Annotated in this window: 31 protein-coding genes; 27 read left to right on the top strand and 4 right to left on the bottom strand. The window is 66.2% G+C overall.

Annotated features, from left to right (window positions below):
* The first annotated feature begins 103 nt into the window (after positions 1 to 103).
* The 16 genes from lepB to gloA all read left to right on the top strand — a co-directional run bounded on the left by lepB (position 104) and on the right by gloA (position 15,690).
* A complete protein-coding gene (lepB, locus tag HLH28_RS06435; protein ID WP_182956315.1) occupies positions 104 to 916 on the top strand; it encodes a signal peptidase I in 813 nt (270 codons plus the stop codon).
* Positions 913 to 1,653 (top strand): ribonuclease III, encoded by a 741-nt coding sequence (rnc, locus tag HLH28_RS06430; protein ID WP_182956311.1) that lies wholly within the window; start codon positions 913 to 915, stop codon positions 1,651 to 1,653. The genes lepB and rnc overlap by 4 nt, the downstream gene beginning before the upstream one ends.
* A 71-nt stretch (positions 1,654 to 1,724) precedes the next feature.
* Positions 1,725 to 2,618 (top strand): GTPase Era, encoded by an 894-nt coding sequence (era, locus tag HLH28_RS06425; RefSeq protein WP_182956308.1) that lies wholly within the window; start codon positions 1,725 to 1,727, stop codon positions 2,616 to 2,618.
* A 130-nt stretch (positions 2,619 to 2,748) separates the two neighbouring features.
* Positions 2,749 to 3,489 (top strand): UMP kinase, encoded by a 741-nt coding sequence (gene pyrH, locus HLH28_RS06420; protein ID WP_182956305.1) that lies wholly within the window; start codon positions 2,749 to 2,751, stop codon positions 3,487 to 3,489.
* Between the two features lie 78 nt (positions 3,490 to 3,567).
* Positions 3,568 to 4,134, top strand: coding sequence for a ribosome recycling factor (gene frr / locus HLH28_RS06415; protein WP_182956302.1), 567 nt, complete (start codon positions 3,568 to 3,570; stop codon positions 4,132 to 4,134).
* A gap of 142 nt (positions 4,135 to 4,276) precedes the next feature.
* Positions 4,277 to 4,954 carry a polyprenyl diphosphate synthase gene (gene uppS, locus HLH28_RS06410; RefSeq protein ID WP_246395758.1) on the top strand — a complete coding sequence of 226 codons (678 nt, stop codon included), beginning with the start codon at positions 4,277 to 4,279 and terminating at the stop codon, positions 4,952 to 4,954.
* A complete protein-coding gene (locus tag HLH28_RS06405) occupies positions 4,935 to 5,870 on the top strand; it encodes a phosphatidate cytidylyltransferase (RefSeq protein ID WP_338029678.1) in 936 nt (311 codons plus the stop codon). Before uppS ends, HLH28_RS06405 begins: the two co-directional genes overlap by 20 nt.
* Before the next feature lie 36 nt (positions 5,871 to 5,906).
* Positions 5,907 to 7,064 carry a 1-deoxy-D-xylulose-5-phosphate reductoisomerase gene (dxr, locus tag HLH28_RS06400; protein WP_182956296.1) on the top strand — a complete coding sequence of 386 codons (1,158 nt, stop codon included), beginning with the start codon at positions 5,907 to 5,909 and terminating at the stop codon, positions 7,062 to 7,064.
* Between the two features lie 49 nt (positions 7,065 to 7,113).
* Entirely contained in the window at positions 7,114 to 8,217 is a 1,104-nt protein-coding gene (rseP, locus tag HLH28_RS06395; RefSeq protein ID WP_182956292.1) for an RIP metalloprotease RseP, read from the top strand.
* Positions 8,218 to 8,473: 256 nt separating this feature from the next.
* Positions 8,474 to 10,804, top strand: a complete 2,331-nt coding sequence (gene bamA / locus HLH28_RS06390) for an outer membrane protein assembly factor BamA (protein WP_408869822.1) — start codon at positions 8,474 to 8,476, stop codon at positions 10,802 to 10,804.
* A gap of 7 nt (positions 10,805 to 10,811) precedes the next feature.
* A complete protein-coding gene (locus tag HLH28_RS06385; protein ID WP_182956285.1) occupies positions 10,812 to 11,702 on the top strand; it encodes an OmpH family outer membrane protein in 891 nt (296 codons plus the stop codon).
* Between the two features lie 15 nt (positions 11,703 to 11,717).
* The gene (gene lpxD, locus HLH28_RS06380; protein WP_182956282.1) at positions 11,718 to 12,791 is read left to right on the top strand and encodes a UDP-3-O-(3-hydroxymyristoyl)glucosamine N-acyltransferase; all 1,074 of its coding nucleotides are present in this window, start codon (positions 11,718 to 11,720) and stop codon (positions 12,789 to 12,791) included.
* Between the two features lie 92 nt (positions 12,792 to 12,883).
* The gene (gene fabZ / locus HLH28_RS06375; RefSeq protein ID WP_182956279.1) at positions 12,884 to 13,369 is read left to right on the top strand and encodes a 3-hydroxyacyl-ACP dehydratase FabZ; all 486 of its coding nucleotides are present in this window, start codon (positions 12,884 to 12,886) and stop codon (positions 13,367 to 13,369) included.
* 96 nt (positions 13,370 to 13,465) lie between these two features.
* A complete protein-coding gene (gene lpxA / locus HLH28_RS06370; RefSeq protein ID WP_246395729.1) occupies positions 13,466 to 14,338 on the top strand; it encodes an acyl-ACP--UDP-N-acetylglucosamine O-acyltransferase in 873 nt (290 codons plus the stop codon).
* Between the two features lie 10 nt (positions 14,339 to 14,348).
* Positions 14,349 to 15,245: an LpxI family protein gene (locus HLH28_RS06365; protein WP_182956274.1), complete on the top strand. Its 897-nt coding sequence runs from the start codon at positions 14,349 to 14,351 to the stop codon at positions 15,243 to 15,245.
* A 55-nt stretch (positions 15,246 to 15,300) separates the two neighbouring features.
* A complete protein-coding gene (gloA, locus tag HLH28_RS06360) occupies positions 15,301 to 15,690 on the top strand; it encodes a lactoylglutathione lyase (RefSeq protein ID WP_182956271.1) in 390 nt (129 codons plus the stop codon).
* Between the two features lie 11 nt (positions 15,691 to 15,701).
* On the opposite strand, the gene HLH28_RS06355 is transcribed toward gloA, so the two are convergent.
* Positions 15,702 to 15,932: a hypothetical protein gene (locus HLH28_RS06355; protein ID WP_182956958.1), complete on the bottom strand. Its 231-nt coding sequence runs from the start codon at positions 15,930 to 15,932 to the stop codon at positions 15,702 to 15,704.
* A gap of 202 nt (positions 15,933 to 16,134) precedes the next feature.
* Between HLH28_RS06355 and rpmH the strand changes: the two genes are divergently transcribed.
* From rpmH to HLH28_RS06310, 9 genes are all read left to right on the top strand, one after another.
* Positions 16,135 to 16,269, top strand: coding sequence for a 50S ribosomal protein L34 (rpmH, locus tag HLH28_RS06350; RefSeq protein WP_012553083.1), 135 nt, complete (start codon positions 16,135 to 16,137; stop codon positions 16,267 to 16,269).
* Between the two features lie 65 nt (positions 16,270 to 16,334).
* Complete coding sequence (rnpA, locus tag HLH28_RS06345; protein ID WP_182956268.1) at positions 16,335 to 16,685, top strand: ribonuclease P protein component; 351 nt, start codon at positions 16,335 to 16,337, stop codon at positions 16,683 to 16,685.
* Positions 16,682 to 16,954 carry a membrane protein insertion efficiency factor YidD gene (yidD, locus tag HLH28_RS06340; RefSeq protein WP_182956265.1) on the top strand — a complete coding sequence of 91 codons (273 nt, stop codon included), beginning with the start codon at positions 16,682 to 16,684 and terminating at the stop codon, positions 16,952 to 16,954. The genes rnpA and yidD overlap by 4 nt, the downstream gene beginning before the upstream one ends.
* Before the next feature lie 21 nt (positions 16,955 to 16,975).
* On the top strand, positions 16,976 to 18,742 hold the full coding sequence (gene yidC, locus HLH28_RS06335) for a membrane protein insertase YidC (RefSeq protein WP_182956262.1): 1,767 nt from the start codon (positions 16,976 to 16,978) through the stop codon (positions 18,740 to 18,742).
* Between the two features lie 12 nt (positions 18,743 to 18,754).
* A complete protein-coding gene (gene yihA, locus HLH28_RS06330) occupies positions 18,755 to 19,426 on the top strand; it encodes a ribosome biogenesis GTP-binding protein YihA/YsxC (RefSeq protein WP_182956259.1) in 672 nt (223 codons plus the stop codon).
* A 58-nt stretch (positions 19,427 to 19,484) separates the two neighbouring features.
* Complete coding sequence (gene argB, locus HLH28_RS06325; protein ID WP_182956256.1) at positions 19,485 to 20,390, top strand: acetylglutamate kinase; 906 nt, start codon at positions 19,485 to 19,487, stop codon at positions 20,388 to 20,390.
* A gap of 156 nt (positions 20,391 to 20,546) precedes the next feature.
* On the top strand, positions 20,547 to 21,395 hold the full coding sequence (dapD, locus tag HLH28_RS06320) for a 2,3,4,5-tetrahydropyridine-2,6-dicarboxylate N-succinyltransferase (protein WP_182956253.1): 849 nt from the start codon (positions 20,547 to 20,549) through the stop codon (positions 21,393 to 21,395).
* Between the two features lie 11 nt (positions 21,396 to 21,406).
* Entirely contained in the window at positions 21,407 to 22,552 is a 1,146-nt protein-coding gene (gene dapE / locus HLH28_RS06315; RefSeq protein WP_182956250.1) for a succinyl-diaminopimelate desuccinylase, read from the top strand.
* A 62-nt stretch (positions 22,553 to 22,614) separates the two neighbouring features.
* Entirely contained in the window at positions 22,615 to 23,187 is a 573-nt protein-coding gene (locus tag HLH28_RS06310; protein WP_246395728.1) for a hypothetical protein, read from the top strand.
* Between the two features lie 85 nt (positions 23,188 to 23,272).
* On the opposite strand, the gene truA is transcribed toward HLH28_RS06310, so the two are convergent.
* Genes truA through def form a run of 3 tightly spaced genes read right to left on the bottom strand, consistent with a single transcriptional unit; the run spans position 23,273 to position 25,534 of the window.
* Positions 23,273 to 24,040 (bottom strand): tRNA pseudouridine(38-40) synthase TruA, encoded by a 768-nt coding sequence (gene truA / locus HLH28_RS06305; RefSeq protein ID WP_182956863.1) that lies wholly within the window; start codon positions 24,038 to 24,040, stop codon positions 23,273 to 23,275.
* A gap of 14 nt (positions 24,041 to 24,054) precedes the next feature.
* Positions 24,055 to 24,978, bottom strand: a complete 924-nt coding sequence (gene fmt / locus HLH28_RS06300) for a methionyl-tRNA formyltransferase (protein WP_182956247.1) — start codon at positions 24,976 to 24,978, stop codon at positions 24,055 to 24,057.
* 16 nt (positions 24,979 to 24,994) lie between these two features.
* Positions 24,995 to 25,534, bottom strand: coding sequence for a peptide deformylase (gene def / locus HLH28_RS06295; RefSeq protein WP_182956244.1), 540 nt, complete (start codon positions 25,532 to 25,534; stop codon positions 24,995 to 24,997).
* 185 nt (positions 25,535 to 25,719) lie between these two features.
* On the opposite strand from def, the gene HLH28_RS06290 reads away from it, so the two are divergent.
* Both HLH28_RS06290 and HLH28_RS06285 read left to right on the top strand, forming a co-directional pair.
* The gene (locus HLH28_RS06290) at positions 25,720 to 26,208 is read left to right on the top strand and encodes an Hsp20 family protein (protein WP_182956241.1); all 489 of its coding nucleotides are present in this window, start codon (positions 25,720 to 25,722) and stop codon (positions 26,206 to 26,208) included.
* A gap of 98 nt (positions 26,209 to 26,306) precedes the next feature.
* A complete protein-coding gene (locus tag HLH28_RS06285) occupies positions 26,307 to 26,570 on the top strand; it encodes a DUF1150 family protein (RefSeq protein WP_182940351.1) in 264 nt (87 codons plus the stop codon).
* Positions 26,571 to 26,601: the final 31 nt, after the last annotated feature.

Here is a 26,601-nt window from a genome sequence, read left to right as displayed (position 1 = left end):
CTTGACAGGGGAATGTCCCCTCGGCTTCATCCGCGGGCTCTGCCGTCCGGCCCGGTATTCCCTCCGGCCCGGTTCCCCTTATCCGGATTTAGACACCTGACCCATGGATGACCAGCGCAAGACCAATTCCTCCTCCCTGCCGGCGGGGGGCGCCGTGCCGGCCCTGCGGGGGGCGTGGGACCTGATCCGGACCATCCTCGTCGCGGGCGTGCTGGCCGTGGGGGTGCGCACGGTGCTGTTCGAACCGTTCAACATCCCGTCCGGCTCGATGATTCCGACGCTTCAGGTGGGCGATTACCTGTGGGTCGCAAAATACAGCTACGGCTATTCCCATTTCTCGCTGCCGCGATCGCCCGACCTGTTCAGCGGGCGGATCCTGGGGCGGATGCCGCATCGGGGCGACGTCGCAGTGTTCCGTTTTACCAAGGACACGTCCATAGACTATATCAAACGGATCGTGGGCCTGCCGGGCGACCGCATCCAGGTCCGTGACGGCGAGTTGTACCTGAACGACACGCTGGTGCCGCGCGTGGCCGAGGGCGATTACGTGGCGGTGGATGAACATCGCACCAGCATGGAAGGCCAGCGCTACCGCGAGATGCTGCCCGGCAGCGGCGGGCACGGCCCGGTCGCGCACGATATTCTGAAGCTGACGAACGAGGGTTTCCAGAACGATACCCCTGTCTATGTGGTGCCGGCGGGTTATTTCTTCGCCATGGGTGACAACCGCGACGACAGCGCGGACAGCCGCTTCATGGGCGACGATCCGGAGGATCTGGGATTCGTGCCGATGGAAAACCTGATCGGCCAGGCGAAATGGATCTTCCTGTCGGTGGACGCCCGCTATCCGGTATGGGAATTCTGGATGTGGCCGACCGAAATACGCTGGGCCCGCCTGTTCATGGGGGTGAAATGAACGACAGCGCGCCGGATGGCGGTGGCGATCTGCTCTCGGCCGTGCAGGCCCGCATCGGCTATCGCTTTCGCCGGTCCGACCTGCTGCGTGAAGCCCTGACCCATCGTTCGGCGGCCCATCAGCGTAATGGCGGGGTCGCGCGGCGCGCCCGCCAGCCCGCCGCCCGCCGCGGCGTCGGTTCGAACGAACGCCTGGAATTCATCGGCGACCGGGTCCTGGGCCTGCTGATGGCGGAATGGCTGCTGGAACGCTTTCCCGACGAACAGGAAGGTGCGCTGGGGCCGCGCCATGCCCATCTGGTGTCCCGTCCGGTCCTGGCCGGGATTGCCGAGGCGATGGAACTGCCGCAGGCGCTTGACGTGGCCGAGCACGAGGCCCGGGCCGGCGTGCGGCAGATGGCGAACGTCCTGGCCGACGCGGTAGAGGCGATCCTGGGGGCAGTCTATCTGGATGGCGGGCTGGAACCCGCGCGGGGCTTCGTGCGCGGGGCCTGGAACGACGCCATCGTGGCGCAGGCCCAGCCGCCCAAGGATCCCAAGACCGCGTTGCAGGAATGGGTCCTGGCGCGGGGACTGCCCCTGCCGTCCTACCGGACGGTGCAGGTCGACGGTCCGTCGCATGCGCCGCGCTTCGTCATCGCGGTGACGGCGGCCGGCCTGTCGGCCGAAGGTGTGGCCGGCAGCAAGCGCGTGGCCGAAAGCGCCGCCGCCGCCGACCTGCTGCGACAGTTCGGATAACAGACAGTTTTGACGGAAATGGCCCGGGCAGGACGGTTCCACCGGACGCCCCGCCAGAAGGAACAAGTGACATGACAACCCGCTGCGGCTTCGTGGCCATCGTCGGGGCGCCGAACGCCGGAAAATCGACGCTGCTGAACCGGATGGCTGGCGCGAAGCTGTCCATCGTCAGCCCCAAGGCCCAGACGACCCGCTTTCGCGTGCTCGGCATCCTGATGCGCGGGACCAGCCAGATCCTGCTGGTCGACACCCCCGGCATCTTCCAGCCCCGGCGCAAGCTGGACCGCGCGATGGTCGCGGCCGCCTGGACGGGGTCTGAGGACGCGGACATCACCCTGCTTCTGGTCGATGCCCGTCGCGGCGTAACCGAATCGCTTCGCGCGATCGTCGAACAACTGGCGAAGTCGAGGCGCAAGGTCTGGCTGGTGCTGAACAAGACCGACCTGGTGGATCGGCAGGCCCTGCTGCCGCTGACTGCCGAATTGTCGACGCTGTTGCCCGTGGACCATGTCTTCATGGTCAGCGCCCGATCCGGCGACGGTGTCGAGGACCTGCTGAAGGCCCTGGCCGAAGCCCTGCCGCCCGGGCCCTATCTGTATCCAGAGGATGACCTGACGGACCTGCCCGACCGGCTGCTGGCGGCCGAATTGGTACGGGAGCAGATTTTCCTGCAGACACACGAAGAAGTGCCCTATGCCGCGACGGCCGAGACCGAGACCTACCGCGAACAGCCGGACGGATCGGTTCGCATCGAGGTCACGATCTATGTCGCGCGGGCTGGCCACAAGGCAATCCTGATCGGGGAAAAGGGCAGCCGGATCCGGGAGATCGGGGAAAAGGCGCGCAAGGATCTTTCGCGTCTCCTGGGCCGGACGTGCCATCTGTTCCTGAACGTGAAGGAACGCGCAGGCTGGGACGAGGAACGGGCGCGGCTGCGCGCCATCGGCCTGGACGACGCCTCCTGATGCAGGGGGACGGATGGGGCGATCACCGTGCTTGTGACGTGCCCCAACCGGATATAAGAGGGTCTTCACGGGTGAGGTCCCAATCTGGATTTCCCTTGTGTTCATTCATCTTCCTGTTCCCGGGGGCCCCATGACAGATCAAGCACCAGACTCGGCCCTCGGCTATCGGCGCGTCCTGCTGAAGGTGTCGGGCGAGGCCCTGATGGGTGACGGCGCGTACGGCATCGATCCCAACATGGTCGACACCATCGCCGCCGACGTGGCCGAGGTCGCGCGTTCGGGCGTCGAAGTCTGCCTGGTGATCGGCGGCGGCAATATCTTTCGCGGCGTCGCGGCCGCGGCCCGCGGCATGGACCGGGCGCAGGGCGATTATGCGGGCATGCTGGCGACCGTCATCAATGCGCTGATGGTGCAGAACGCCCTGGAACGCCATGGGGTGCCGACCCGCGTGATGTCGGCGATCCACATGTCCTCGGTGGCCGAGCCCTATATCCGCCGCCGGGCGGTGCGTCATATGGAAAAGGGCCGCGTCGTCATCTTCGCCGCCGGGACCGGAAACCCGTTCTTCACCACCGACACGGCCGCCGCCCTGCGGGCCGCGGAAATGGACTGCAACGCCCTGCTGAAGGGAACGCAGGTTGACGGCGTCTATTCGGCGGATCCGCGCAAGGATCCGAACGCGACGCGCTATGACAGGCTGACCTACCTGGATGTCCTGGCCAAGGACCTGCATGTGATGGATGCCGCCGCCATCAGCCTGGCGCGGGAGAATCGCCTGCCGATCGTGGTGTTCAACATTCATGCGCCTGGCGCGTTCCCGCAGGTGATGCGGGGCGAGGGGCTGTTTACCCGAATCGTCGAAGCGGACTGAGCGCGCCGGCAACGCCGGACATCGTGATTGGATTGGGTGGCCGCAGGCGCGTCGCCCGTTGCGTATGGGAGGGCCATTGTGGCTGCTGATCAGAAGACATTGCTGGAGGATTTGACGCGTCGCATGGACGGCGCCTTGGAAAGCCTGCGCCGGGATTTCGCGGGCCTGCGCTCGGGCCGGGCCAGCCCCGCGCTGCTGGAGCCGGTGCGTGTCGAGGCCTATGGCGGCGAGGTGCCGTTGACGCAGGTCGGCTCGATCGCGGTGCCCGAGGCGCGGATGCTGACGGTGCAGGTCTGGGACCGGTCCCTGGTCGGCGCGGTGGAACGGGCGATCCGCGATGGTGGCCTGGGGCTGAACCCGGCGGCGGACGGGCAGACCGTGCGTGTTCCCATCCCGCAGCTGACGGCGGAACGCCGCAGCGAACTGGCCCGCACCGCTGGAAAATATTCCGAAAACGCCAAGATCGCGGTGCGCGGCGTGCGTCGTGACGGCATGGACCAGACGAAGGCGTACGAAAAGAAGACCGAGATCAGCCAGGACGATGTGAAGGTCTGGTCCGAGGCGATCCAGAAGCTGACGGACCAGTATGTGAAGCGGATCGACGAGATGCTCGCGGACAAGGAACGCGAGATCAAGCAGGTCTGACGCGGCCGTGACCGTCAGTTCCCCCCCCGGTCGCCTGACCGGGGATGGCATCCCGGGGGCAAATTCCGTCGCGGGTCCGACCGTTACCGATCTGGATCGCAATCGCATCGCGCGCGTCCTGCCGGCGCATGTGGCGGTGATCATGGATGGGAACGGACGCTGGGCCGCGGCGCGGGGCCTGCCGCGCGTCGCAGGGCATCGCGCGGGGGCCGAGGCCGTTCGCCGGTGTATCCGTGCGGCGATCACGCGCGGGGTCGGCTGCCTGACATTATATGCGTTCTCCTCGGAAAACTGGCGGCGCACGCCCGACGAGGTCGCCGATCTGACGGCGCTGCTGCGGTATTACCTGCGGCACAAGGTCGCCGAACTGTGTCGCGAAGGCGTGCGCATCCGGGTTATCGGCGACCTGTCCCGTTTCGATCCCGACGTGCGGAACGAGGCCCGCCGGGCCGAGGAGCAGACGGCCGGCAATACGACGCTGACCCTGGTACTGGCGCTGTCCTACGGGGGGCGTGCGGACATCGTGCAGGCGGCCCAGCGGCTGGCCTTTGCGGCGCGCAGCGGCGCCATCGACCCTGCCGAACTGGATGAAACCCTGTTCAGCCGGTTCCTGCTGACGGCCGATATTCCCGATCCCGACCTGATCATCCGCACCAGCGGCGAATGTCGCCTGTCGAATTTCCTATTGTGGCAGTCGGCTTATGCGGAACTGATCTTCATCGAGACGCTCTGGCCCGATTTCGACGCGTGTCATTTCGATGCCGCGCTGGAAACATTCGCCCGTCGTGAAAGGCGTTTCGGTGCCCGCCCTGCCGTCTGATCCCGTCGTGGTCCCTCCTCAGTCCCGGCCGGGACGCAATTGGAAGGATCTGCGCGCCCGTCTGGCCTCGGCGGCGGTGCTGGTGCCCGTGGCGGGGCTGTGCGTCTGGGCCGGGGGCATTGCGTATGCGGTCCTGATTCTGTTGGCCATGGCCGGCATGGCGCAGGAATGGGGGCGGCTGTTCGCCCTGTATCCGACGCGCTGGCGCGGCGTGCTGTACCTGCTCTGGCCGCTGGCGACGGGGGCTGCGGCGCTGGGCGGGCACTGGCGCGGGGCGTTCGCGGTGATGGCGGGCGGTTTCGTCTTCGGCCCGGCATTGTGGGCGGGGCAGGTAGTCATCGGATGTGCGGGCGTATCGCTGCTGTGGCTGCGGAACATGACGGTTCCCGGCGCGGGCGTGGTGCTGTTCGTCGTCACCTGCGTCGTCGTCAGCGACAGCGGTGCCTATCTGGTCGGGCGCCTTCTGGGTGGTCCGAAGCTCGCCCCCGCCATTTCGCCGGCCAAGACCTGGTCGGGGTCGATCGGTGGCCTGGTCCTTGCGATGCTGGCCGGAACGGCCGTGTTCGCATTGGTGTCGAGCGGGTTGCCCGGCAGCCGTTGGCCCGACGACTGGTGGCGCGGCATGCTGTTCGGCGGCCTGACCGCCGTCGCCGCCCAGATCGGCGACCTGGCGGAAAGCGCGCTGAAGCGTGCGCGCGGCGTGAAGGATTCCGGCGCGCTGATCCCCGGCCATGGCGGGTTGCTGGACCGGTTCGACGGCCTCCTGGTCGCGGCGCCGGTGGCTGCCTTGCTGTCGCTGGGGGCGGCGGGCGGTGCCGCATTCTGGTATGTGACGCCATCGGGCCTGGTTTCGGCCCTGCTGGCGATTCCAGGGGGGCAGCCCGGACCGGTCGCCACCGGATCGCGCGGGTCTTAGACGCATCGTCGCTTACCGATCAGGGAATAGGAAAGCATGAAGAAAGTCACCGTTCTAGGCAGTACCGGCAGTATCGGCTGCTCCACGGTCGATTTGCTGCGGCAGGCGCCGGAGCGGTTCCAGGTCGCGGCCCTGGTCGGCGGCACCAATGTGGTCCGCCTGGCCGAGCAGGCGCGCGCGCTGGGTGCCGCGCATGCGGTGATCGCCGATGCGGCACGGCTGCCGGAATTGCGGGCCCTGCTGGACGGGACGAATATCGACGTGTCCGGCGGCCGGCAGGCGGTGATCGACGCGGCGGCGCTGCCGGTCGACTGGACCATGGCGGCCATCACCGGCGCCATCGGGCTGGAACCCACCCTGGCCGCCGTCCGCAATGGCGGATCGGTCGCGCTGGCGAACAAGGAGGCGCTGGTCTGCGCCGGCGACGTCATGCTGCGTGCGGTGCGCGACGCGGGGGCGACCCTTCTGCCGGTCGATTCGGAACATAACGCGATCTTCCAGTCCTTGGCCGACCGGCAGGTCGACGGGATCGAGAAGATCGTCCTGACGGCCTCCGGTGGGCCCTTCCGTCGCGCCACCCTGGCCGAAATGGAGAAGGCGACGCCCGAAGCCGCCCTGCGACATCCGACCTGGACGATGGGCGCCAAGATCACCATCGATTCGGCGACGATGTTCAACAAGGGGCTGGAGGTGATCGAAGCCGCGCGGTTGTTCGACCTGACCGAGGACCGGATCGGCGTCGTCGTGCATCCGCAATCGGTGGTGCATGGCATGGTGCAGTACACGGACGGCAGTATCGTGGCGCAGCTCGGCTCGGCCGACATGCGCATTCCCATTGCCCACACGCTGGCCTGGCCCCGTCGCATGGCGACGACGTCGCCCCGCCTGGACCTGGCCGCCCTGGGCCGGATGGATTTCGAAGAGCCCGACGAAGCCCGCTTTCCCGCCCTGCGCCTGGCGCGCGAGTCCTTGCGTGCCGGGGGCGCCGTCCCCACTATCCTTTCCGCGGCGAATGAGATTGCGGTCGAGGCCTTCCTGGCAGGCGCGATCGGTTTCCTCGATATCGCGCGGGTGGTGGAGGACGTGATGCAGGCCATCGGGCATCAGGCGGCCGACACACTGGAGGCCGTGCTGCGATGGGACGAGGAAGCACGCCGCGCCGCCCGGCTGCGCACGGCGTCCCGCGCGGCCTGATCCGCGCCGGATAGGCCGGACGACCATCATCAGGAGATAGCCCGTCATTATGCCCGATCTGATTCGGACCGTTCTTGCCTTTGCCCTGGTACTGGGGGTTCTGGTCTTCATCCATGAACTCGGCCACTATCTTGCCGCGCGCTGGCGCGGGGTGCATGTCGAGGTCTTTTCGATCGGGTTCGGCCGGCCGCTGCTGCGGTGGCATGACAAGGTCGGCACCGAATGGCGCCTGTGCCCGGTTCCCTTGGGCGGATATGTGAAGCCGCACGGCTTCGAGGGGCCCGAGGACGCAACGCCAGAGCAGATGGCGGCGTGGCAGCCGGGCCGCACCTTCCATGACAAGCCCGTGCTGTCCCGCGCCATCGTGATCGTGGCCGGGCCGGTCTTCAATTTCCTGCTGGCCATCGTCCTGTTCGCCGGGCTGTTCGCCGTCAGCGGCCGTCCCGAGATCCGCAACGTGGTGGGTCAGGTGGTCGCCGGCAGTGCGGCCGCGAATGCGGGAATCCGGCCCGACGACGTCATCGTGCGGATCGGCGACCGGGCGGTGGCCAATGTCGCCGACATTCAGTCCCGAATCGCGGCCGAACCAGGGGCGACGACCGCCATTACCGTCCATCGGGCCGGCCGGGATATCGACCTGCCGGTGACGATCGGCGCCGTCACGGATCAGTCTGGCAACCGGAGCGGGCAGCTGGGCGTGATGTTCACCGCCACCGTCGGTCAGCCGCTGTCGTTGCCGCGGGCGATCATCTCGGCGGTGGACGAGACGTGGCACCTGTCGGTCCAGACGCTGGCCGGACTGTGGCAGATGATCACCGGGCAGCACAGCGCCAAGGATCTGGGCGGCCCGCTGCGGATCGCCCAGATGTCCGGGCAGGTTGCCCAGTACGGGGTGGCGAGCCTGGTATCCTTCATGGCGCTGCTGTCGATCAATCTGGGCCTGATCAATCTGTTCCCGATCCCGGTGCTGGATGGTGGGCGGCTGGTTTTCTACGCCCTGGAGGCCATTCTGGGCCGGCCGGTGTCCCGCCGGGTCCGTGATGTCAGTTTCCAGGCCGGTTTTGCGGTGATCGCGGGCCTGTTCCTTTTTTCGACTTTCAATGACCTGTCACATTTCGGTCTGTTTCGGTGGGTCGCTTCCCTGACCGGATGATGCCATCATCGGAACCGCACTAGAGGTGCTTGCGTGACGGGGTGGATTTCGGATACGTCCGCCAAGCGGGTATCATCGACAGCGGGCCATGCCGAATCCATTCGCGCGGGTGTATGTCGAGTCTGCGGAGCGTCTGGTTTGGGGGAAGCCGATTTTGTCGAGTAAACGTTCAGCGCTGCTTGCGTCGGTTTGTCTCGTACCCGTTTTTCTTGCCGGAACCGCCGAGGCGCAGGACGGCCCGAAACCGCGTTCCGGTATGGCCGCACGCCGTGCGGCGCCCGTCCATGCGCCCACCGGCGGCATGATCGAATCCATCGATATCAAGGGCAACGACCGGATCGAGACCAGCACGGTCCTGTCTTACATGGTTGTTCAGCCGGGCGATCCGTTCAATCAGGACCAGCTCGACCGTTCGCTCAAGACCCTGTATGCGACCGGCCTGTTCAAGGACGTGACGCTGCATCGCGCGGGCAATGTCCTGCAGGTGCGCCTGGTCGAAAATCCGATCGTCAACCGAATCGTGTTCGAAGGCAATCACGCGGCCAAGGACGAGGACCTGCGCAAGGTCATCTCGCTGCGGCCCCGCGCCGTGTTCTCGACACAGATCACGGCGGCCGACCGCCAGAAGATCCTGGGCGTGTATGCCGAGAAGGCGCGCTATGCGGCTACGGTGACGCCGCAGATCATCCGCCTGTCCCATAACCGCGTCGACGTGGTCTTCCAGATCAACGAGGCGCAGCAGACGCTGATCAAGAAGATCTCGTTCGTCGGCAACCATGCGTTCAGCGAGGCCCGGCTGGCGCAGGTCGTGTCCTCGAAGGAGACGGCGTGGTACCGGTTCTTCGCCTCGTCCGACGAGTATAATCCCGAACGCATCAGATACGACGCCGAGCTGCTGCGCCGCTTCTACCTGCGCAACGGCTTCGTCGATTTCCAGGTCCGCAATCAGACCGGTGAACTGTCACCCGACCGCAAGTCGTTCTACGTCACCTTCACGATGGAGGAGGGCGCGCGGTACCGTCTGGGCAGGATGAACATCCGTTCGTCGTTGAAGCATGTCAGCGCGGCGTCCCTGCGCAAATATATCGAGCTGTTCGCCCATCAATGGTACGATGGCTCCGCCGTTCAGCATAACGCGACGGACATGGAGGAAATCCTCCAGGCGCACGGCCATCCGTTCGCCATGGTGCGTCCGGAAATCGCGCGGAATCCGGAAAAGCGGATCGTCGACCTGCTGTTCGATGTCAGCGAGGGACCCCGCGTTTATGTCGAACGCATCGACATCAACGGCAATACGATCACCCAGGACAAGGTCATCCGGCGCCAGTTGCCGATGGCCGAGGGCGATCCGTACACCCCGGCCGATCGGAAATATGCCAAGGCGATCCTGCAGGATCTTGGCTTCTTCAGTTCGGTCTCGCTGGACCAGTCCCCGGGATCGGCGCCGGATCGCGTGAACGTTTCGGCCAACGTGGTCGAGAAGCCGACCGGCGAATTCTCGCTGGGTGGCGGCTATTCGACCGACGTCGGCATCCTGGGCAATATCGGCCTGAAGCAGCACAATCTTCTGGGGTCGGGCGTCGACGCCGGCATTTCCGGCACGATGGCCTATTACCAGCGCCAGGCGGATATCTCGGTCAGCGATCCGTATTTTCTGAACCGCAACCTGGTAGCGGGCGTCGATATCTTCGCGATCGAGAACAACTACCAGACCTATCAGAACTATTCCGAGGGACGGTACGGCATCAGCCTGCGCATGGGATATGCCTACAACAACCACCTGTCGCAGTCCTGGAGCTATACGCTGACGGATCGAAACGTCGACAATGCCTACAGCGACGCCTCATGGTACGTTCTGGACCAGACGGGCTGGTCGCTGCTGTCGCAGCTCAGCACCACGCTGACCTATGATACGCGCGACAACCGGATGCAGCCGCACAGCGGGTATGTCGTGCGTCTGGGTGGCGATTTCGCCGGTCTGGGCGGGAATGAGAAATATGTCCGCGGCAAGGTCGACGTGGCCTATTACATTCCGCTCGACGATCTGATGGGCAATCATGACTGGACGGTCGCCTTGACCGGCGGCGCCGGCGAACTGGCGAACTGGGGCGGCGGACGCAGCGACATCATCGACAATTTCTATCTGGGCGGTAATACGCTGCGGGGCTTCCTCGATGGCGGTGCCGGGCCGCGCACCATGGGTATTCCGGCCTATACCTATAACGGCGTGACCTATCCGATGCATTCCCAGGAGGATTTCATCGGTGGCCGGTTCCTCTACACCGCGTCGGCGACGGTGAATTTCCCGATGCCGCTGGGTGCGGACATGGGTATTCGCGGACGCTATTTCGTGGACGCGGGCGGACTGGACGGCCTGCGCGTGAAGAACCGCTATACCTCCCTGAACGACATGCCGCGCTATACCCCGGTCTATGGCGATACGCTGACGCCGCGTGTCAGCACCGGTGTCGGCTTCTCATGGAAAAGCCCGTTCGGCTTGATCAACATCGATCTGGGTATTCCGGTCCTGAAGCAGAAACATGACCGGACCCAGTTGCTCCGCTTTGGCTTCGGCCAGCAATTTTGAGGTGACAATGCTTCGTTCCCGTGGCGTATCCGCGCTGCTCGCTGCCGTTGTGCTGTCCTGCGCCGATCTTGTCTCGACCGGCGCCTTTGCGCAGGCGGCTGGATCGTCGGGTGGAAATGCCGGCTGGTTCGTGCCCAAGACCGCCCAGCCGGCCGCCGGTGGCGGGGCACCGCGTTCCGCCCCCCGCGCTGCGCCGGCGCCCGTGCCGCTGCCCGCGGCGCCCGCCGACAGCGATGAGGCCCAGTCCCAGACTCCGCCTGTCCTGCCGCTGCCGCCGGTTCCGGCTTCGCCCGATATTCCGCGCGGCGTGGCCCCGCCCTCGCCGGTGATCGGGGTTATCAGCGTGCCTGACGTGATGCGTCTGTCCACGGCAGCGCAGGAAGCCGAGCGCGTGCTGGGTGCCCGTCGCGACGAACTGTCCCGCGACGCGCAGAAGGAGCAGGCCGGCTGGCGTGACGAACAGCAGAAGCTGCAGGCCCAGGCCAAGAACATGGCTTCGGACCAGATCCAGCTGCGTGAACGTCATCTGCAGGAGCGCGTGATCGCCGCCCAGCGCGATTTCCGCAACCGCAATCGGATCATCCAGGAAGCGGCCCAGGTCTCTCTGGGCCAGATCGAACGCGAACTGGTGCAGATCATCCGCCAGGTCGCGGCCAGCCGGGGCATGAACCTGGTCCTGCATCGTGAACAGGTGGCCTTGAGCCAGGATGGACTGGACATCACGCAGCAGGTCGCGAACCAGTTGAACACGGTGCTGCCGACGGTATTCATCCCGGCCGCGAACGTCGATCCGGAAGTGCTGGCAAAGTCCGGTACCATGCCGACGACGGCTGATGCCGACCGCCAGCAGGCCGCCCCGGCTGCGGCTGCCCCGCCTGCCGCCGCGCCGCACCGGTAAGCGGCGCGCCTTCTGATGGACAGGCAGGAATCCGCCCTGCCGGGCGACCGGCGGTTTTTCGAGCGGAGCGGGCCGTTTCCGATCCAGGTCCTGGCCGACTGCGCGGGGGCCAGGATCGAGAGCGGGGGCGCCGACGTGGCGGACACTGCCCGGTACGTCGGCATTGCGCCGCTTCAGTCCGCCGGCCCGCAGGAAGTCAGCTTTCTGGACAACCGGCGCTATGCGCCCTTGCTGGAACAGACGAAGGCGGGGGTGGTGATCCTGTCCCCGGCGTTTGTCGACAAGCTGCCACCGGGCACGATCGGGCTGGTGTCGCAGACGCCCTACCTGGCCTGGGCCAGGGTCGCCAGCCTGTTCCACCCGCTGCCGGCGGTCGTGCCGGGCATTCATCCGACGGCCGTCATCGGCGCGGGCACCATCATCGACCCGACGGCGCAGATCGGCCCGTTCGTCGTGCTGGGCGCCGACGTCCAAGTCGGGGCGGGCACCCGTATCGACGCCCATGTCGTCATCGGCGATGGGGTCAGGATCGGCGCCTGGTGCCGGCTGGGAAGCCATGTGTGCGTATCGCATGCCATTCTCGGTGATCGCGTGACCCTGCTGACCGGGGCGCGGATCGGGCAGGAGGGCTTCGGCTTTGCCGTGGGGCCGGATGGCTTCGAGACGGTTCCGCAATTGGGGCGCGTGGTGTTGGAGGACGGGGTGGAGGTCGGCGCCAACTCGACCATCGACCGGGGGTCATCTCAGGATACGGTGATCGGGGCAGGCTCACGCCTCGACAATCTGGTGCAGATTGGCCATAATACGCGCCTTGGACGATGCTGCATCGTGGTGTCCCAGGCAGGGATCTCCGGTTCCACCGAACTGGGTGATTTCGTCACGGTGGCGGCTCAGGCCGGTCTGATCGGCCACATTCGCATTGGTTCCAAGGCCCGGATCGGTGCGCAATGCGGGGTGATGTCGGACGTGGAGGCCGGGGCTGACGTGATCGGCAGCCCCGCAATGCCCTTTCGGGAGTTTTTCCGGAACGTGGCGGTCTTGCGGCGCCTGGCGAAGAAGGCGTCGCAAAACGGGGGGGGAGAGGCCTGAAGCTCCAGGCCCCCGGAATTCAACCGGGACAGGCGGGCGGACGGTCACAGGAATGACGTGCCCCGCTATCCCGAGCAAGATGGTTGGACGACGTGGATAAAGAAGTAGAGGTTCCTCCGGCGGGCGACGGCCCCATCTGCATCGAGGCGATCGATGTCATGCGGATCATGGAGGCGATCCCCCATCGCTATCCGTTCCTGATGATCGACCGGATGGTTGACATCGTCCTCGGCACGTCCGCCGTCGGGATCAAGAACGTCACCGCGACCGAGCCGCATTTCCAGGGGCATTTTCCCGCGCGTCCTGTCATGCCGGGCGTGCTGATCATCGAGGCGATGGCCCAGACGGCGGCGACGCTGGTGGTGCTGACGCTGGGAAAGGCGTTCGAGGGCAAGCTGGTCTATTTCATGACCGTCGACGGGGCGAAGTTCCGACGTCCGGTCGGACCGGGCGACCAGTTGAAGATCCATGTCGAAAAAGAGCGCAGCCGAGGCAACGTCTGGAAATTCAAAGGCGTTGCACGGGTCGACGGCGTGTCGGTGGCCGAGGCCACATTCAGCGCGATGATCATGGGGTAAATGGGCGCGCGGGCTGGCGGGACGATGGATCCCGAGGCCTGCTGACGCCCCATTCCCGGCCCCGGCGGGGCCGAGGCGGTTCTGGGAGAGAACGTATTGACCGATGTGGCAGGATTGGACGCCGGGCTGAGGGCCGCCGAGATTCATCCCTCGTCCATTGTGGCGGACGGGGCGCGGATCGGTCGGGGGGTCAGGATCGGCCCGTGGTGTTCAATCGGACCCGATGTGGTGATCGAGGACGGGGTCCAGCTGATCGCCAATGTCATCATCGACGGCACGACGCGGATCGGACAGGGGGTCGTATGCTATCCCTTCACCACGGTGGGCATGGCGCCGCAGGACCTCAAATATCGGGGTGAACCCACGCGCTGCGTCATCGGGGCGGGGACCGTCATCCGGGAAAACGTGACCATCCACCGCGGCACGGCCACCGGCAGCGGCCTGACCCAGGTCGGCGACAATTGCCTGATCATGGCCAATTCCCATGTCGCGCACGACTGCACCCTGGGAAATGGGGTGATCATCGTGAACAACGTCGTCATGGGCGGGCATGTGACCATCGGCGATCATGCCCGGATCATGGGTTCGGCAGCGCTGCATCAATTCGTGCGGATCGGTCGTGCGGCGCTGGTGGGCGGTGTCTGTGGGGTCGAGGCGGATGTTATTCCCTACGGCAGCGTTCTGGGCAATCGCGCCAGGCTGGTGGGCCTGCACTGGATCTGGTTGAAGCGCAATGGCGTGCAGTCGGACGAGATGCATCGCCTGCGACGGGCGTTCCGTGCGTTGTATCCCCGCAGCATGGACGACGAATCCACGGCATTCAGCCTGCGCCTCGCAGCTGTGCGGGCGGAGTACGGCGGGGATGCCAAGGTGGATGAAATCCTGGCATTCATCGAGGCACCCAGTCGTCGCGGCCTGGTACGCGTTGCCGGAGGCGGTGCGGGGCTGATCGAAAGCGACGGTGTCTAGGCGGCGCTGAATGGCGGCCGGCGGAGACGATGGCGGACGGAGCCGCGAGGGCAGGCCGGTCCTGTCGGGTGATTGCATCGGAATTCTCGCCGGTGGCGGTCCGTTGCCGGGTCAGGTCGCGCGTTCGGTCCAGACGCTGGGCCTGCGCCCGTTTATCATTGGATTCCAGGATTTTGCCGACCCCGCGGTGATCGGCCCATGGCCGCATCGCTATATCCGGCTGGCGGCCGCCGGCGAAATCCTGTCCTGCCTGCGGACCGAGGGCTGCCGCGACCTGGTACTGATCGGCCCGGTCCGGCGGCCGTCCTTTTCCGACCTGCGGCCTGACGCCACCGGCGCGCGGATTCTTGCGCGGATCGGCCGGGCGCTGTTTTCCGGGGATGACGGCCTGCTGGCCGCGATCGTGCGGGTTCTGGGCGAGGAAGGATTTGCGGTCCACGGCGCCCATGAATTCCTCGCCGGTTCGGTCGGGCGGCATGGCGTGATGGGGGACGTGCGTCCTGATTTGGGGGCGGAATCCGATATCCGGCGTGGCCGCATGGTTGTCGAGGCCATCGGGCGCCTGGATATCGGACAGGGATGCGTGGTGCAGGACGGCCTGGTCCTGGCGGTAGAGGCCATGGAAGGCACGGACCGCATGTTGCAGCGCGCGGGCGAGTGTCGCCAGCCCGGTCGCCCTGGGGGCGTCCTGGTCAAAATGCTCAAGCCCGGGCAGGATCGCCGGGCGGATCTTCCGACGATCGGACCGGATACCGTCCAGCGGGCGGCGGCGGTCGGGCTGCGGGGAATTGCCTTCCAGGCCGGCGCGACATTATTGACCGATCCGACGGCCTGCGTGACGGCGGCCGATACCGCCGGCCTGTTCCTGGTCGGCATTTCCGCCGGGGACGGCAAGAAACTGTTTTGACGGCGGAGTCGCACACGATCCATCGTCATATGTTTTTTTGAACGGGAGAATCGAGATGGGTTCATATCTGCACACGATGGTCCGGGTCCGGAATCTCGAAGCCAGCATTGCCTTCTATGCGTTGCTGGGCATGCACGAATTGCGGCGCAAGGAGGTCCCCGAGGGCAAATATACCCTGGTTTTCATCGGGTACGCCGATAACGCGGCGGGGCAGGCGGAAATCGAACTGACTTATAATTGGGGCCAGGACGACGGATATGAAGTCGGTACGGGATTCGGACATTTCGCCGTCGGCGTGCCCGATGTGGCGGGGATGGTCGAGGCCGTTCGTACCGGGGGCGGAAAGGTCACGCGCGAGGCGGGCCCGGTGAAGTTCGGAACCACCGTGATCGCCTTCGTCGAGGATCCGGACGGCTACAAGATTGAACTGATCCAACGGGACTGATCGCTGCCGCGTCAGCCGGGTTCCGGCTGGGGGACAAGGTCCTTCAGCCGTCCGACGGCCTGTTCCACGGCGTTCAGGATGCACTCCGCCGCGTCGCGGACCTGCGGGTCGGGATGGGTGGTCAGCTTGTCGGCCATCAGGACCGCCGGGGACAGCAATCCGCGCACGTCATGCAGCACGCGCCTGGTCCGATGCGCCCCCGCGCTGGATTCGGCGTCGTTCGATTCGGTCTTGTCCGTCATGCGTCACATCCGGCGTCATGCGCGGGAAAGGTAGAATTTGACCGTGTATCATGGCCTGTCATGGCGGGGGTGTCTTCCACGTTGACGCCTTGGGAAACGGGCAGTATAAGGCGCGCCTCAAGTCGGGTGCCGTCAGGTCGCCCGGATATGTCGTGGATTTAGTCCGCGATGAAATTATTGCTGTCAATCGGGGAGTGCCGTCGTGAAGCGCACGTATCAACCGTCTAAGCTGGTCCGCAAGCGCCGTCACGGCTTTCGCGCACGTATGGAAACCGTTGGTGGTCGCAAGGTGATCGCCAATCGTCGCGCCAAGGGCCGCAAGCGCCTGTCCGCCTGATTGTCAGGTCTGTCATGTCCCCGGATCGCGATCCGGGGCATTGATGTTGCAGGGGGCTGCTGACAGTGGCCGACCGGTCCGTCCGTCTCAAGAAACGGTCTGAGTTCCTGCGGGTTGCCGCCCGAGGGCGGAAGGTACCCTCTCCCGGACTTGTGCTCCAGGCCCTGGGCCGGGAAGATTCCGATCCGGCGAGGGTCGGCTTTACCGTGACAAAAAAGGTCGGAAACGCGGTTGTGCGCAATCGGGCGCGCCGTCGCCTGCGCGAGGCCGTGCGCGCCGTGGAGCGGGAAGAACCCCTGCTCGGTGTCGACCTTGTCCTGATCGGTCGCGGCGGCACGGGCGACCGCGCATTTGCCGCGCTGGTCGGCGACCTGCGGCGGGCCTTGCGCAAGGCCGGCGTGCGGGAGGGGGGATGACATCGCCCCGGACCGTCGTGGCCTGGCCGCTGATCGGGGCGATTCGCCTCTATCAGTGGATCTTCCGGCCGGTTCTCGGTCCCAATTGCCGATTCGTCCCGTCCTGCAGCGATTATGCCCTGGAGGCCCTGCGTCGGCATGGCGTCCTGCGTGGCGTGATTCTGGCGGGGTGGCGGATCTTGCGTTGCAATCCGTGGAATATCGGCGGATACGATCCCGTGCCCTCCGGGGAGCGCCCGCGCGCCTCCTGCTGTTCTTCCCATAGATAACGAGAGTCTGGCTGGTCGCTGATGGATACCAAGCGTTTTATCGTGGCGACGCTGCTGTCCGCCCTGGTTCTGGTTGGCTTCGAATATTTCATGCCGAAGCAGAGCCATCAGGAGGTCGCGCAGCAGGCCGGCCGGACCGACCGGCAGACCCCGCCGGCGAATGGCGTCCCCTCGGGCGCACCGCTTGCCGGCCTGAGTTCGCAGCCCGTCGCGGTGCCGTCGCCGCAGGCCGAGACCCGGCTGCCGATCGACGCGCCGAAGGTCAGCGGGTCCATCGACCTGCTCGGCGCGCGCCTGGATGACATGGTTCTCCGCGACTATCACGAGACCGTCCAGAAGGGCAGCCCGCAGGTCCGGATCCTGGAAACCGCGCATGACCCGCAGCCCAATTACGTGGAAATCGGCTGGATGAACCTGCCGGGCGGCCAGGTGCGGGTGCCGGATGCCCAGACGGTATGGAGCAGCGATTCCCCGAAGCTGACCGCCGATCATCCGGTGACGCTGTCCTGGGACAACGGGCAGGGTGTGACGTTCCGGATCGTGGTCTCGATCGACGCCAACTACATGTTCGGAATCGAGCAGCAGGTCAGCAACCAGACCGGCCAGCCGCTGTCGCTCTATCCCTTTGCCCGTGTCGACCGGGCCTATACGCCGACCGAGACCGGTGGCTACCTGGTGCATGAGGGACCGATTTCGGTCATCGACGGGCGGCTTGACGAAAGCTCCTACAAGACGCTGCGCACGGGGGCGACCCCGCCCGGCAATACGTCGTGGAGCAAGCCCGGGCAGGGCGGCTGGGCCGGCATCACCGACAAATACTGGCTGACGGCCGTGATCCCGCAGCAGGACATGGCCGTGACGGGCAGCTACGGCTACCAGGCCAATGGCGGGGCGGGCATCTATCAGGTCGGTTTCATCGCGCAGGCGGCGACGGTAGTGGCGCCCGGTGCGACGTCCACGACCAGCAGCCATGTCTTCGCCGGCGCCAAGGAAGTCAATCTGCTGGAACGCTACGAATCCAGCCTGCACATCCCCGATTTCTGGAAGGCCGTCGATTTCGGATGGTTCGCCTTCCTGACGCGTCCGATCTTCTATGTGCTGGACTGGCTGAATACGCTTCTGGGCAATTTCGGCCTGGCGTTGATGGCGTTCACCCTGCTGGTCAAGGCGCTGTTCTTCCCGCTGGCGACGCGTCAGTTCCGCTCGATGGGCAAGATGCGCCAGCTGCAGCCCAAGGTTAAGGCCCTCCGGGAGCGTTACAAGGACGACCAGATGGCCATGAACCAGCAGATGATGGCGCTGTACAAGGCCGAAGGCGTGAACCCGGCCAGCGGCTGCCTGCCGATGGTGGTGCAGATCCCCGTTTTCTGGTGTCTCTACAAGGATTTGTACATCACCATCGAAATGCGGCACGCGCCGTTCTTCGGCTGGATCCATGACCTGTCTGCACCGGACCTGACCAACCTGTTCAACCTATTCGGCCTGATCCCGTGGGATCCGACGGTATTGTCGCCCTTCCTGCAACTGGGTATCTGGCCGATCCTGTTCGGCGGGACGATGTATGTGCAGCAGAAGCTGAACCCGGCGGCGGTGGACCCCGCGCAGCAGCGCATGTTCCAGCTGATGCCAGTACTGTTTACGTTCTTCATGGCGCGGCAGCCCTCGGGACTGGTCATCTATTATTGCTGGAACAACCTGCTGACGATGGCGCAGCAACTGCTGATCCAGCACCGGATGAAGGGCGAGATCGAGAAGGTCCCCGCCATCCCGGCCGCCGGACGGAAGTGAGCGCCTGACCGCATGTCGGATTTCCAAGCAAGCCCCCGTACGCCCGAGGAACAGGAGGCACTGGTCGAGGCCGGACGCCTGCTGTTCGCCGGTGCCTGCGACTTCGTATTCGGTGCCCAGAAGCTGGAGCAGGTGCCTCCGCCCAACCTGCCGGAGATCGCTTTCGCCGGCCGGTCGAATGTCGGCAAGTCCAGCCTGATCAATGCCCTGACCGGACGGAAGGCGCTGGCCCGCGCGTCGTCCGAGCCCGGACGTACCAAGCAGTTGAATTTCTTCGACTTCCCTGGACGGCTGACCCTGGTGGACATGCCTGGCTATGGGTATGCGAAGGCTGCGAAGGATGTGAAGGAAGACTGGCAGGGCATGATGTTCTCGTTCCTGCGCGGACGGCCGACCCTGCAGCGCGTCATCCTGCTTCTGGATTCGCGGATCGAGGTCAAGGAATCCGACCGCGAGATCATGAAGCTGCTGAACCGCGCGGCGGTGACCTTCCAGATCGTGCTGACCAAGTGCGACGGGCTGAAGCCCGGCCCGCTGGCGGCCAAATGCGCCCAGGCCACCGAACTCGCCCGTCAGCACGCCGCCGCCTTTCCCGACATTATCGCCACCAGCAGCGACAGCGGGCTGGGCATCCCGGAACTGCGCGCCGAACTGGCCGCCCTGGCCCTGCCGCCGGCAGGTTGAGCAGCGGCGCGATCCCCCACAGGGCAAGCCCGATCATGAGGAAGACAGGCACGATCCGATGACCGACATCGCACAGACCGTGAAGGACGCGCAGGAACGGGCCGCCGTTCTGGCCCAGGCGCTTCCCTATCTTCGCCGCTATGCCGGCGACACGCTGGTGGTCAAGTATGGCGGCCATGCCATGGTCGACGATTCGCTGTCGAATGCCTTCGGCCATGATATCGCCCTGCTGAAGCTGGTGGGCGTCAATCCGGTGGTGGTCCATGGCGGCGGCCCGCAGATCAGCGCCATGCTGCAGCGGCTGCAGATCAAATCGACCTTCGTGGACGGCCTCCGCGTCACCGACGCCGCCATGGTCGACGTGATCGAGATGGTCCTGGCCGGCAAGGTGAACAAGCAGGTCGCGGGCCTGATCAACCGGGCCGGGGCGCTGGCCGTCGGGATTTCCGGCAAGGATGGCGGGTTGATCACGGCCCGGCGCCTGCAACGCACGGTCCGTGACGCCGATAGCCAGATCGAGCGGGTCCTTGACCTGGGATTTGTCGGCGAACCGGTCCAGATCGATCCGCGCGTGCTGTACGCGCTATCCGGTTCGGGCCTGATCCCCGTCATCGCCCCGGTAGGCTGCGGCGAGGACGGCGAGACCTACAATATCAATGCCGATACCGCGGCCGGCGCCATCGCCGGGGCCGTGCATGCGACGCGCCTGCTGATGCTGACCGACGTGCCGGGCGTCCTGGACGAAAACGGCACGCTGATCCCCGAATTGACGGCCGAGGAAGCGCGTCGCGGCATTGCCAGCGGCATGATCAGCGGCGGCATGATTCCCAAGGTCGAAACCTGCCTGGAGGCCGTGCGCGCGGGGGCCCGGGCAGCAGTGATCCTGGACGGACGCGTGCCCCATGCCTGCCTGCTGGAACTGTTCACCGAGGCCGGCCCGGGTACCCTGATTCGCGGGGAGTAGGGCCCGATCGCGCGGGGGGACAAGACCGTCGCACGCGCCACGGTGCCCGGCCGAGATGCGTTGACAGTGCGGGGCTTCCTTCGCATGGTCCCGCGACATGATGATAATGCGACGTGGCCGCAAGGCCACCGCCACCACCGACAGGATTGCCAGAAGATGACCGACCAGAGCCTCCAGAGCCGTATCGAGGCCGTGTGGGAGCGGCGCGATACGCTGTCTTCCGCGACGACCGGAGAAGATCGGGAGGTCGTCGAGATCGCGCTGGCGGGGCTGGATGCCGGCGAATTGCGGGTCGCGGCTCCGGGGAGTGCCGGCTGGGTAGTGAACGAATGGCTGAAGAAGGCGGTGCTGCTGTCCTTCCGGCTGAATGACAGCCACCTGATGGCGGGTGGCGGGGCCGGCGCACCGTCCTTCGACAAGGTGCCGCTGAAGTTCGACGGCTGGGATGAGGCGCGCTTCGCCCAGGCCGGCTTCCGTGCCGTTCCGGGCGCCATCGTGCGCCGGTCGGCCTATATCGCGCCCGGCGTGGTGTTGATGCCCAGCTTCGTCAATGCCGGCGCACGTGTCGAAAGCGGCACGATGGTCGACACCTGGGTCACGATCGGAAGCTGCGCGCAGATCGGCCGCAACTGCCATATCAGCGGCGGCGTCGGCATCGGCGGCGTGCTGGAACCCCTGCAGGCCGCGCCGGTGGTCATCGAGGACGATTGCTTCATCGGCGCCCGTTCGGAAGTGGCCGAGGGCGTGATCGTCGAGCGGGGCAGTGTGCTGTCGATGGGGGTGTTCATCGGCGCCTCGACCAAGATTGTCGACCGTGCGACCGGCGAAGTGTTCGTGGGCCGGGTGCCGGCCTATTCGGTCGTCGTCCCCGGCACCCTGCCGCCACGCCAGGCAACGTCCGCCGACGGCGCGCCGCTGCCCGCGCTGGCCTGCGCGGTGATCGTCAAGCGGGTGGACGAGCGCACGCGGTCCAAGACCTCGATCAACGAATTGCTGCGGGATTGACCGGGGCGGCGATGCAGCGGCGCGAGTCCGCCACCCTGCCGCTGGCGCGCGACCTGATCCGCGCGCCATCGGTGACGCCGGATGACGGCGGGGCGATCGGCGTCCTGGCCACGGCCTTGCGGGGGCTGGGCTTCGACATTGTCGATTTGCCGTTTGGCGAAGGTGCCGCGCGCACGCCCAATTTATTTGCCCGGTTGGGCCGGGGTGCCCCCCATCTGTGTTTCGCAGGCCATACCGATGTCGTCCCGGCGGGCGAACACGGCTGGACCAGCGGCCCGTTCGACGCGGCGATCCGCGACGGCCGGTTGTACGGCCGCGGGGCATGCGACATGAAGGGCGGGATTGCCGCCTTCGTCGGTGCGATCGGTCGCTACCTGTCCGACGGGCAGCCCCTGGCGGGGTCGATCAGCCTGCTGATCACCGGGGACGAGGAAGGCCCCGCCACCAACGGCACCGTCCGGGTGCTGGAATGGATGCGCGATAACGGCCAGATCCCCGATTTCTGCCTGGTGGGCGAACCGACCAATCCGGAACGTCTGGGCGACGTCATCAAGATCGGACGCCGCGGCAGCCTGAACGCCCGGATCGTCGTGCCCGGTATCCAGGGACATGTGGCGTACCCCCATCGCGCCGACAATCCTGTCCATCGCCTGCTGGCGATCCTGGCGGAGTTGACAGCCGCGCCTCTGGATGACGGGACCGATTGGTTCGAAGCGTCCAGCCTGCAGGTCACCAGCGTCGATGTGGGCAACCCCGCTACCAACGTGATCCCGGGACGGGCGGAGGCGCGGCTGAACATCCGGTTCAACGATCTGCACACCGGCCAGGGGCTGGCGGACTGGATCGCATCCGTCTGCCGCACCCATGCCCCGACGGCGGAGGCGGATGTCCGGATCAGCGGCGAGGCCTTCCTGACCCAGCCGACCCCGGAAGTCGACATGCTGGTCGCGGCGATTCGCACGGTGACGGGCCGGGAGCCGCGGCTGGACACCGGGGGAGGGACCTCCGACGCCCGCTTCATCAGCCGCTGTTGCCCGGTTGCGGAATTCGGCCTGGTGGGCGCCAGCATGCACAAGGTCGACGAACATGCGTCCGTCACCGACCTCGAGGAACTGACGGACATCTATGCGTCCTTTCTAGAAAGGCTGATGGGATAATGCAGGGACGCAGATTGCCGCAGGGATCGCTGCCCGGCGGGGCCGGAAACATCTTTCGGGGCATGTTGCTTCTGGGCCGGGGACGGCGCGACGGGATGACCTGCTTCGGCGCCACGCCGGATGGCGTGCTGACCGCCCTGGCGCCGCGGATCGCCCTGTGGCTGGTGGGCGGCCTGCTGACCATCGCCCAATCCCCGGGCGGCCTGAGCGGTACCAAGGTCGCATTCTCGCTCTGCCTGGTCCTGGCACCTGCGGTCGTGACCCATTTCCTGGCGCGGCTATGGGGCCGGGAATCCTTGTGGCCCCGATATATCACGGCGGCGTTGTGGTGCGACTGGCTGGTCCTGTTCGTCATGCTGGTCTCGGTCGCATTGCTGGCCGTGATTCTGCCCGCGGGCACGAATGCGCTGAATGCGGCATTGCTGTTGAACGGCATCGTGCTGGGATATAATCTGTGGCTGACATGGTTCGTGGCGCGGGTCGGGCTGGCCCTGGGGGTATGGCGCGCGATCCTGGTCGTGATCGCCGTGGCGTCCGCCGTCCTGGGCCTGGGTGAAATATCGGCCTTGCTGCCGCCGCACTACGCGCCGTGGCAGGATTTCCTGGCCCTGCCGCCTACCCATGGCGTGCGATAAATAAGTCGGGCCTTGCCCGAACCCGCCAGGACCTGAGGCCCTGGACCCCGATCATTCCATCAGATGGGGCCCGGGGGGTATGCGGTCAGGTCGCGAAGGGGTCGGGGTCGTAGCCGACCGCCGTCAGGTACAGCCCGTCGGGCGGCGAGGTCGGCCCGGCCGCCCGGCGATCGCAGGCCGCCAACGCGTCGCCCACCCGCTCGGGCGACCAGCTGCCTTCGCCGACCAGTTTCAGCGTGCCCACCATGTTGCGGACCTGATGGTGCAGGAACGACCGGGCCTCGGCGACGATGATGATGTCTTCGCCCAGTCGCGACACGTCCAGGCGATCCAGCGTGCGGAGGGGGCTCTTGGCCTGGCAGGCGCTGGCGCGGAAGGACGTGAAATCGTGCCGCCCCAGCAGATATCGTGCCGCACGACCCATTGCGTCGGCGTCCAGGGGGCGCTTGACCAGCCAGACCCGTCCGTCATCCAGCGCCGGCCGGCTGCGGCGGTTCAGGATCCGATAGCGATAGGCCCGGCGGACGGCCGAAAACCGGGCGTTCCACGACAAATCGACCGGACAGGCGTCAAGCACCACCACCGGGTGCGGCTTCATGTGAAAATTCAGCGCATCGCGAACAACCGATTTACTCAGCCTCAACGCGGCGGGAAAATCCAGGTGCGCGACCTGGCCGGTGGCGTGCACGCCGGCGTCGGTCCTGCCGGCGGTGATACTGTCGACCGTTCGGCCGGACGCCAGGCGGGACGCACCCTCTTCCAGTACCTGCTGGACCGACAGGCCCGTCTTCTGCCGCTGCCAGCCGACGAAGTCGTGCCCGTCATATTCGATGCGTACGGCCCAGCGCTGGATGGGGGTAGGGTCGTTCACGTGCCAAGCCGCGTACCGATGGGAACGGCCTGGCCGCGCAGAAACGCGTCGGCATCCATCATGCCGCGCCCGGGGCGCTGGATGCGCGTGATCCGCAGCGTGCCCCGTCCGCACGCGATCGCCAGTGCGGTGTCGAGGACCGTGCCGGCGGGGATATCTGCAGGTGCCTCGGCGGTACCCATCTCGGCGGCGCCGATCTTCAGGACGACGCCGTCCAGTGTCGTGAAACTGCCGGGCCAGGGGGTCATGGCGCGGATCTGGCGGTCGATCGCCGCGGCGTCATGATCCCAGGCGACGCGGCCGTCCTCGCGGGTCAGCCGGGCGGCATAGGTCACGCCGTCCTCGGGCTGGGGGTGGGGGGCGATCGACGGATCGGTCAGGGCGGATATGACCAGCCGGGCTCCCATCGCGGCCAGATCGTCATGCAGGCTGGTCGCTGTTGTGCGATCCGTCAGGGCGATATGCTCGGACAGCAGCATGGCGCCGGTGTCCAGGCCTTCGTCCATCTGCATGATGGTCACGCCGCTTTCGCTGTCGCCGGCCAGGATAGCGGCCTGGATCGGGGCGGCCCCGCGCCAGCGCGGCAACAGGCTGGCATGGATGTTCAGGCATCCGCGCCGGGGGGCCTGCAGCATCGCGCCAGGCAGGATCAGCCCATAGGCCGCGACGACTGCCGCATCCAGCTCCAGCGACCTGAAGAATTCATGTTCGGCGACGTTGGTCCGCAGGCGGGTCGGAACCCGTACCGGCAGGCCCAGCGCCTCGGCCGCGTTGTGGACCGGGGAGGGCCGTACAGCCTGGCCGCGCCCCGCCGGCCGGGGCGGCTGGCTGTAGACTGCCGCGATCTCATGCCCCGCTGCATGCAGGGCGGACAAGGCGGGAACGGCGAAATCCGGAGTTCCCATGAAAGCCAGACGCATGCGCACCCCTCCTGCTTCAGCGCTTCTGCCGCTGTTCCTTGGCCAGGCGTCGCATGATCATGTTGCGCTTGAGGGTGGAAAGGTGATCGACGAAGAGGATCCCGTCCAGATGGTCGATCTCATGCTGGATACAGGTGGCCAGCAATCCGTCCGCCTCGATTTCCCGCTCCGCGCCATCGGGCGTGCGAAAGCGGACGCGGACTTTTTCCGGCCTGATGACGTCCGCATACTGGTTCGGCAACGACAGGCACCCTTCCTCGCGCGAGGCGAGAGTTTCGGACTCCGCCACGATCTCGGGGTTGATCAGCACCATCGGGTCGCGCTGCTCCTCCTCGCCCAAGTCGACGATGGCGAAGCGCAGGCCCATGCCGACCTGCGGCGCGGCCAGGCCAATGCCCGGCGCCTGGTACATGGCGGAAAACATGCGCGGCAGGATTTCGCGCAGGGTGGCTGTGTCCTCGGGCCGGACCAGACGCGTCTTCTGGCGCAGGATCGCCTGGGGCGCGACGAGGATGGGCATCGGAATGGCGGCGGCGATGGCATCACGGTCAATCATGCAGGCGATGTAGCGAGAGCATGGCGCCTGCGCCAGTCCGCACATGCGGGAAAATGGCGCGGTGAGCGTCATCCCGGGCGAAAACGACCGCTCCCTTGCGAAAACGACATGGTGTCCCATATCATCGTGCATGCGGGTGCCATGATGGGCCCGTATGATTGTCTCGCTCGGTTGAGGAGGCCTGCGTGTCGGGAAGACTTTTCGCATCCCCCATGTTTCTTGGTTTCGACCATCTGGAACAAATGCTGGAACGCGCGTCCAAGGGAACTTCGGACGGCTATCCGCCCTATAACATCGAACAGATCAGCCCGACGGCGCTGCGGATCACGCTGGCGGTCGCAGGCTTCGTGATGGATGATCTGCAGATCACGCAGGAAGACAACCAGTTGGTGATCCGGGGCCGGCAAACCGACGATTCCCAAGGACGGATCTTCCTGCATCGCGGTATCGCCGCCCGCCAGTTCCAGAAGGCCTTCGTGCTGGCCGAGGGGATCGAGGTCGGCAGCGCCTGGCTTGATAACGGGCTGCTGCATATCGACCTTCTCCGTCCGGAGCCCGAGGTCAGGGTCCGGCGGATCGAGATCACCCAGGGGCGCGGCGGCCTGGGCGTCAGCGAGATCGGCGTGCCCAAGCAGCGCGCCCCGCGTGTGGTGCGCGTGATCGAGGAAGAATGACCGAGCAGAGTGACCGACCGGTCGCGCGGGGTCGCGGCCATAACGGGACGGGGACATCGCCACATGGCGGGATGGTCCGGTCCGGAGGTTCCTAAATCATGAGAATTACGACCCAGAACGGCCGGGTGGTACTGCAACCGGATCAGGCGCAGCTTCCCGGCGACGTCCGTCACCTGACGGACACCCAGCTTCTGTCGCTTGGCGTATCGCGGGTGGCGTATATCAAGGCTGTCGTGATCGAGGGGCAGGATGTCTTCGCCATCCACGCCGCCGACGGCACGCCGATGGCCCTGACCGACGACCAGGATACGGCGATCGAAGCAATCCTGCAGCATGAAATGGTGCCCGCGCTGGTACACTAACGGTTCATGCACTGAGCGGCCTGGTACCCCC

The organism is Gluconacetobacter tumulisoli, from assembly GCF_014174155.1.
Taxonomy (GTDB): domain Bacteria; phylum Pseudomonadota; class Alphaproteobacteria; order Acetobacterales; family Acetobacteraceae; genus Gluconacetobacter; species Gluconacetobacter tumulisoli.
The sequence above is the reverse complement of the archived record's forward strand: the minus strand, read 5'-3'. Positions and strand labels throughout refer to the sequence as shown.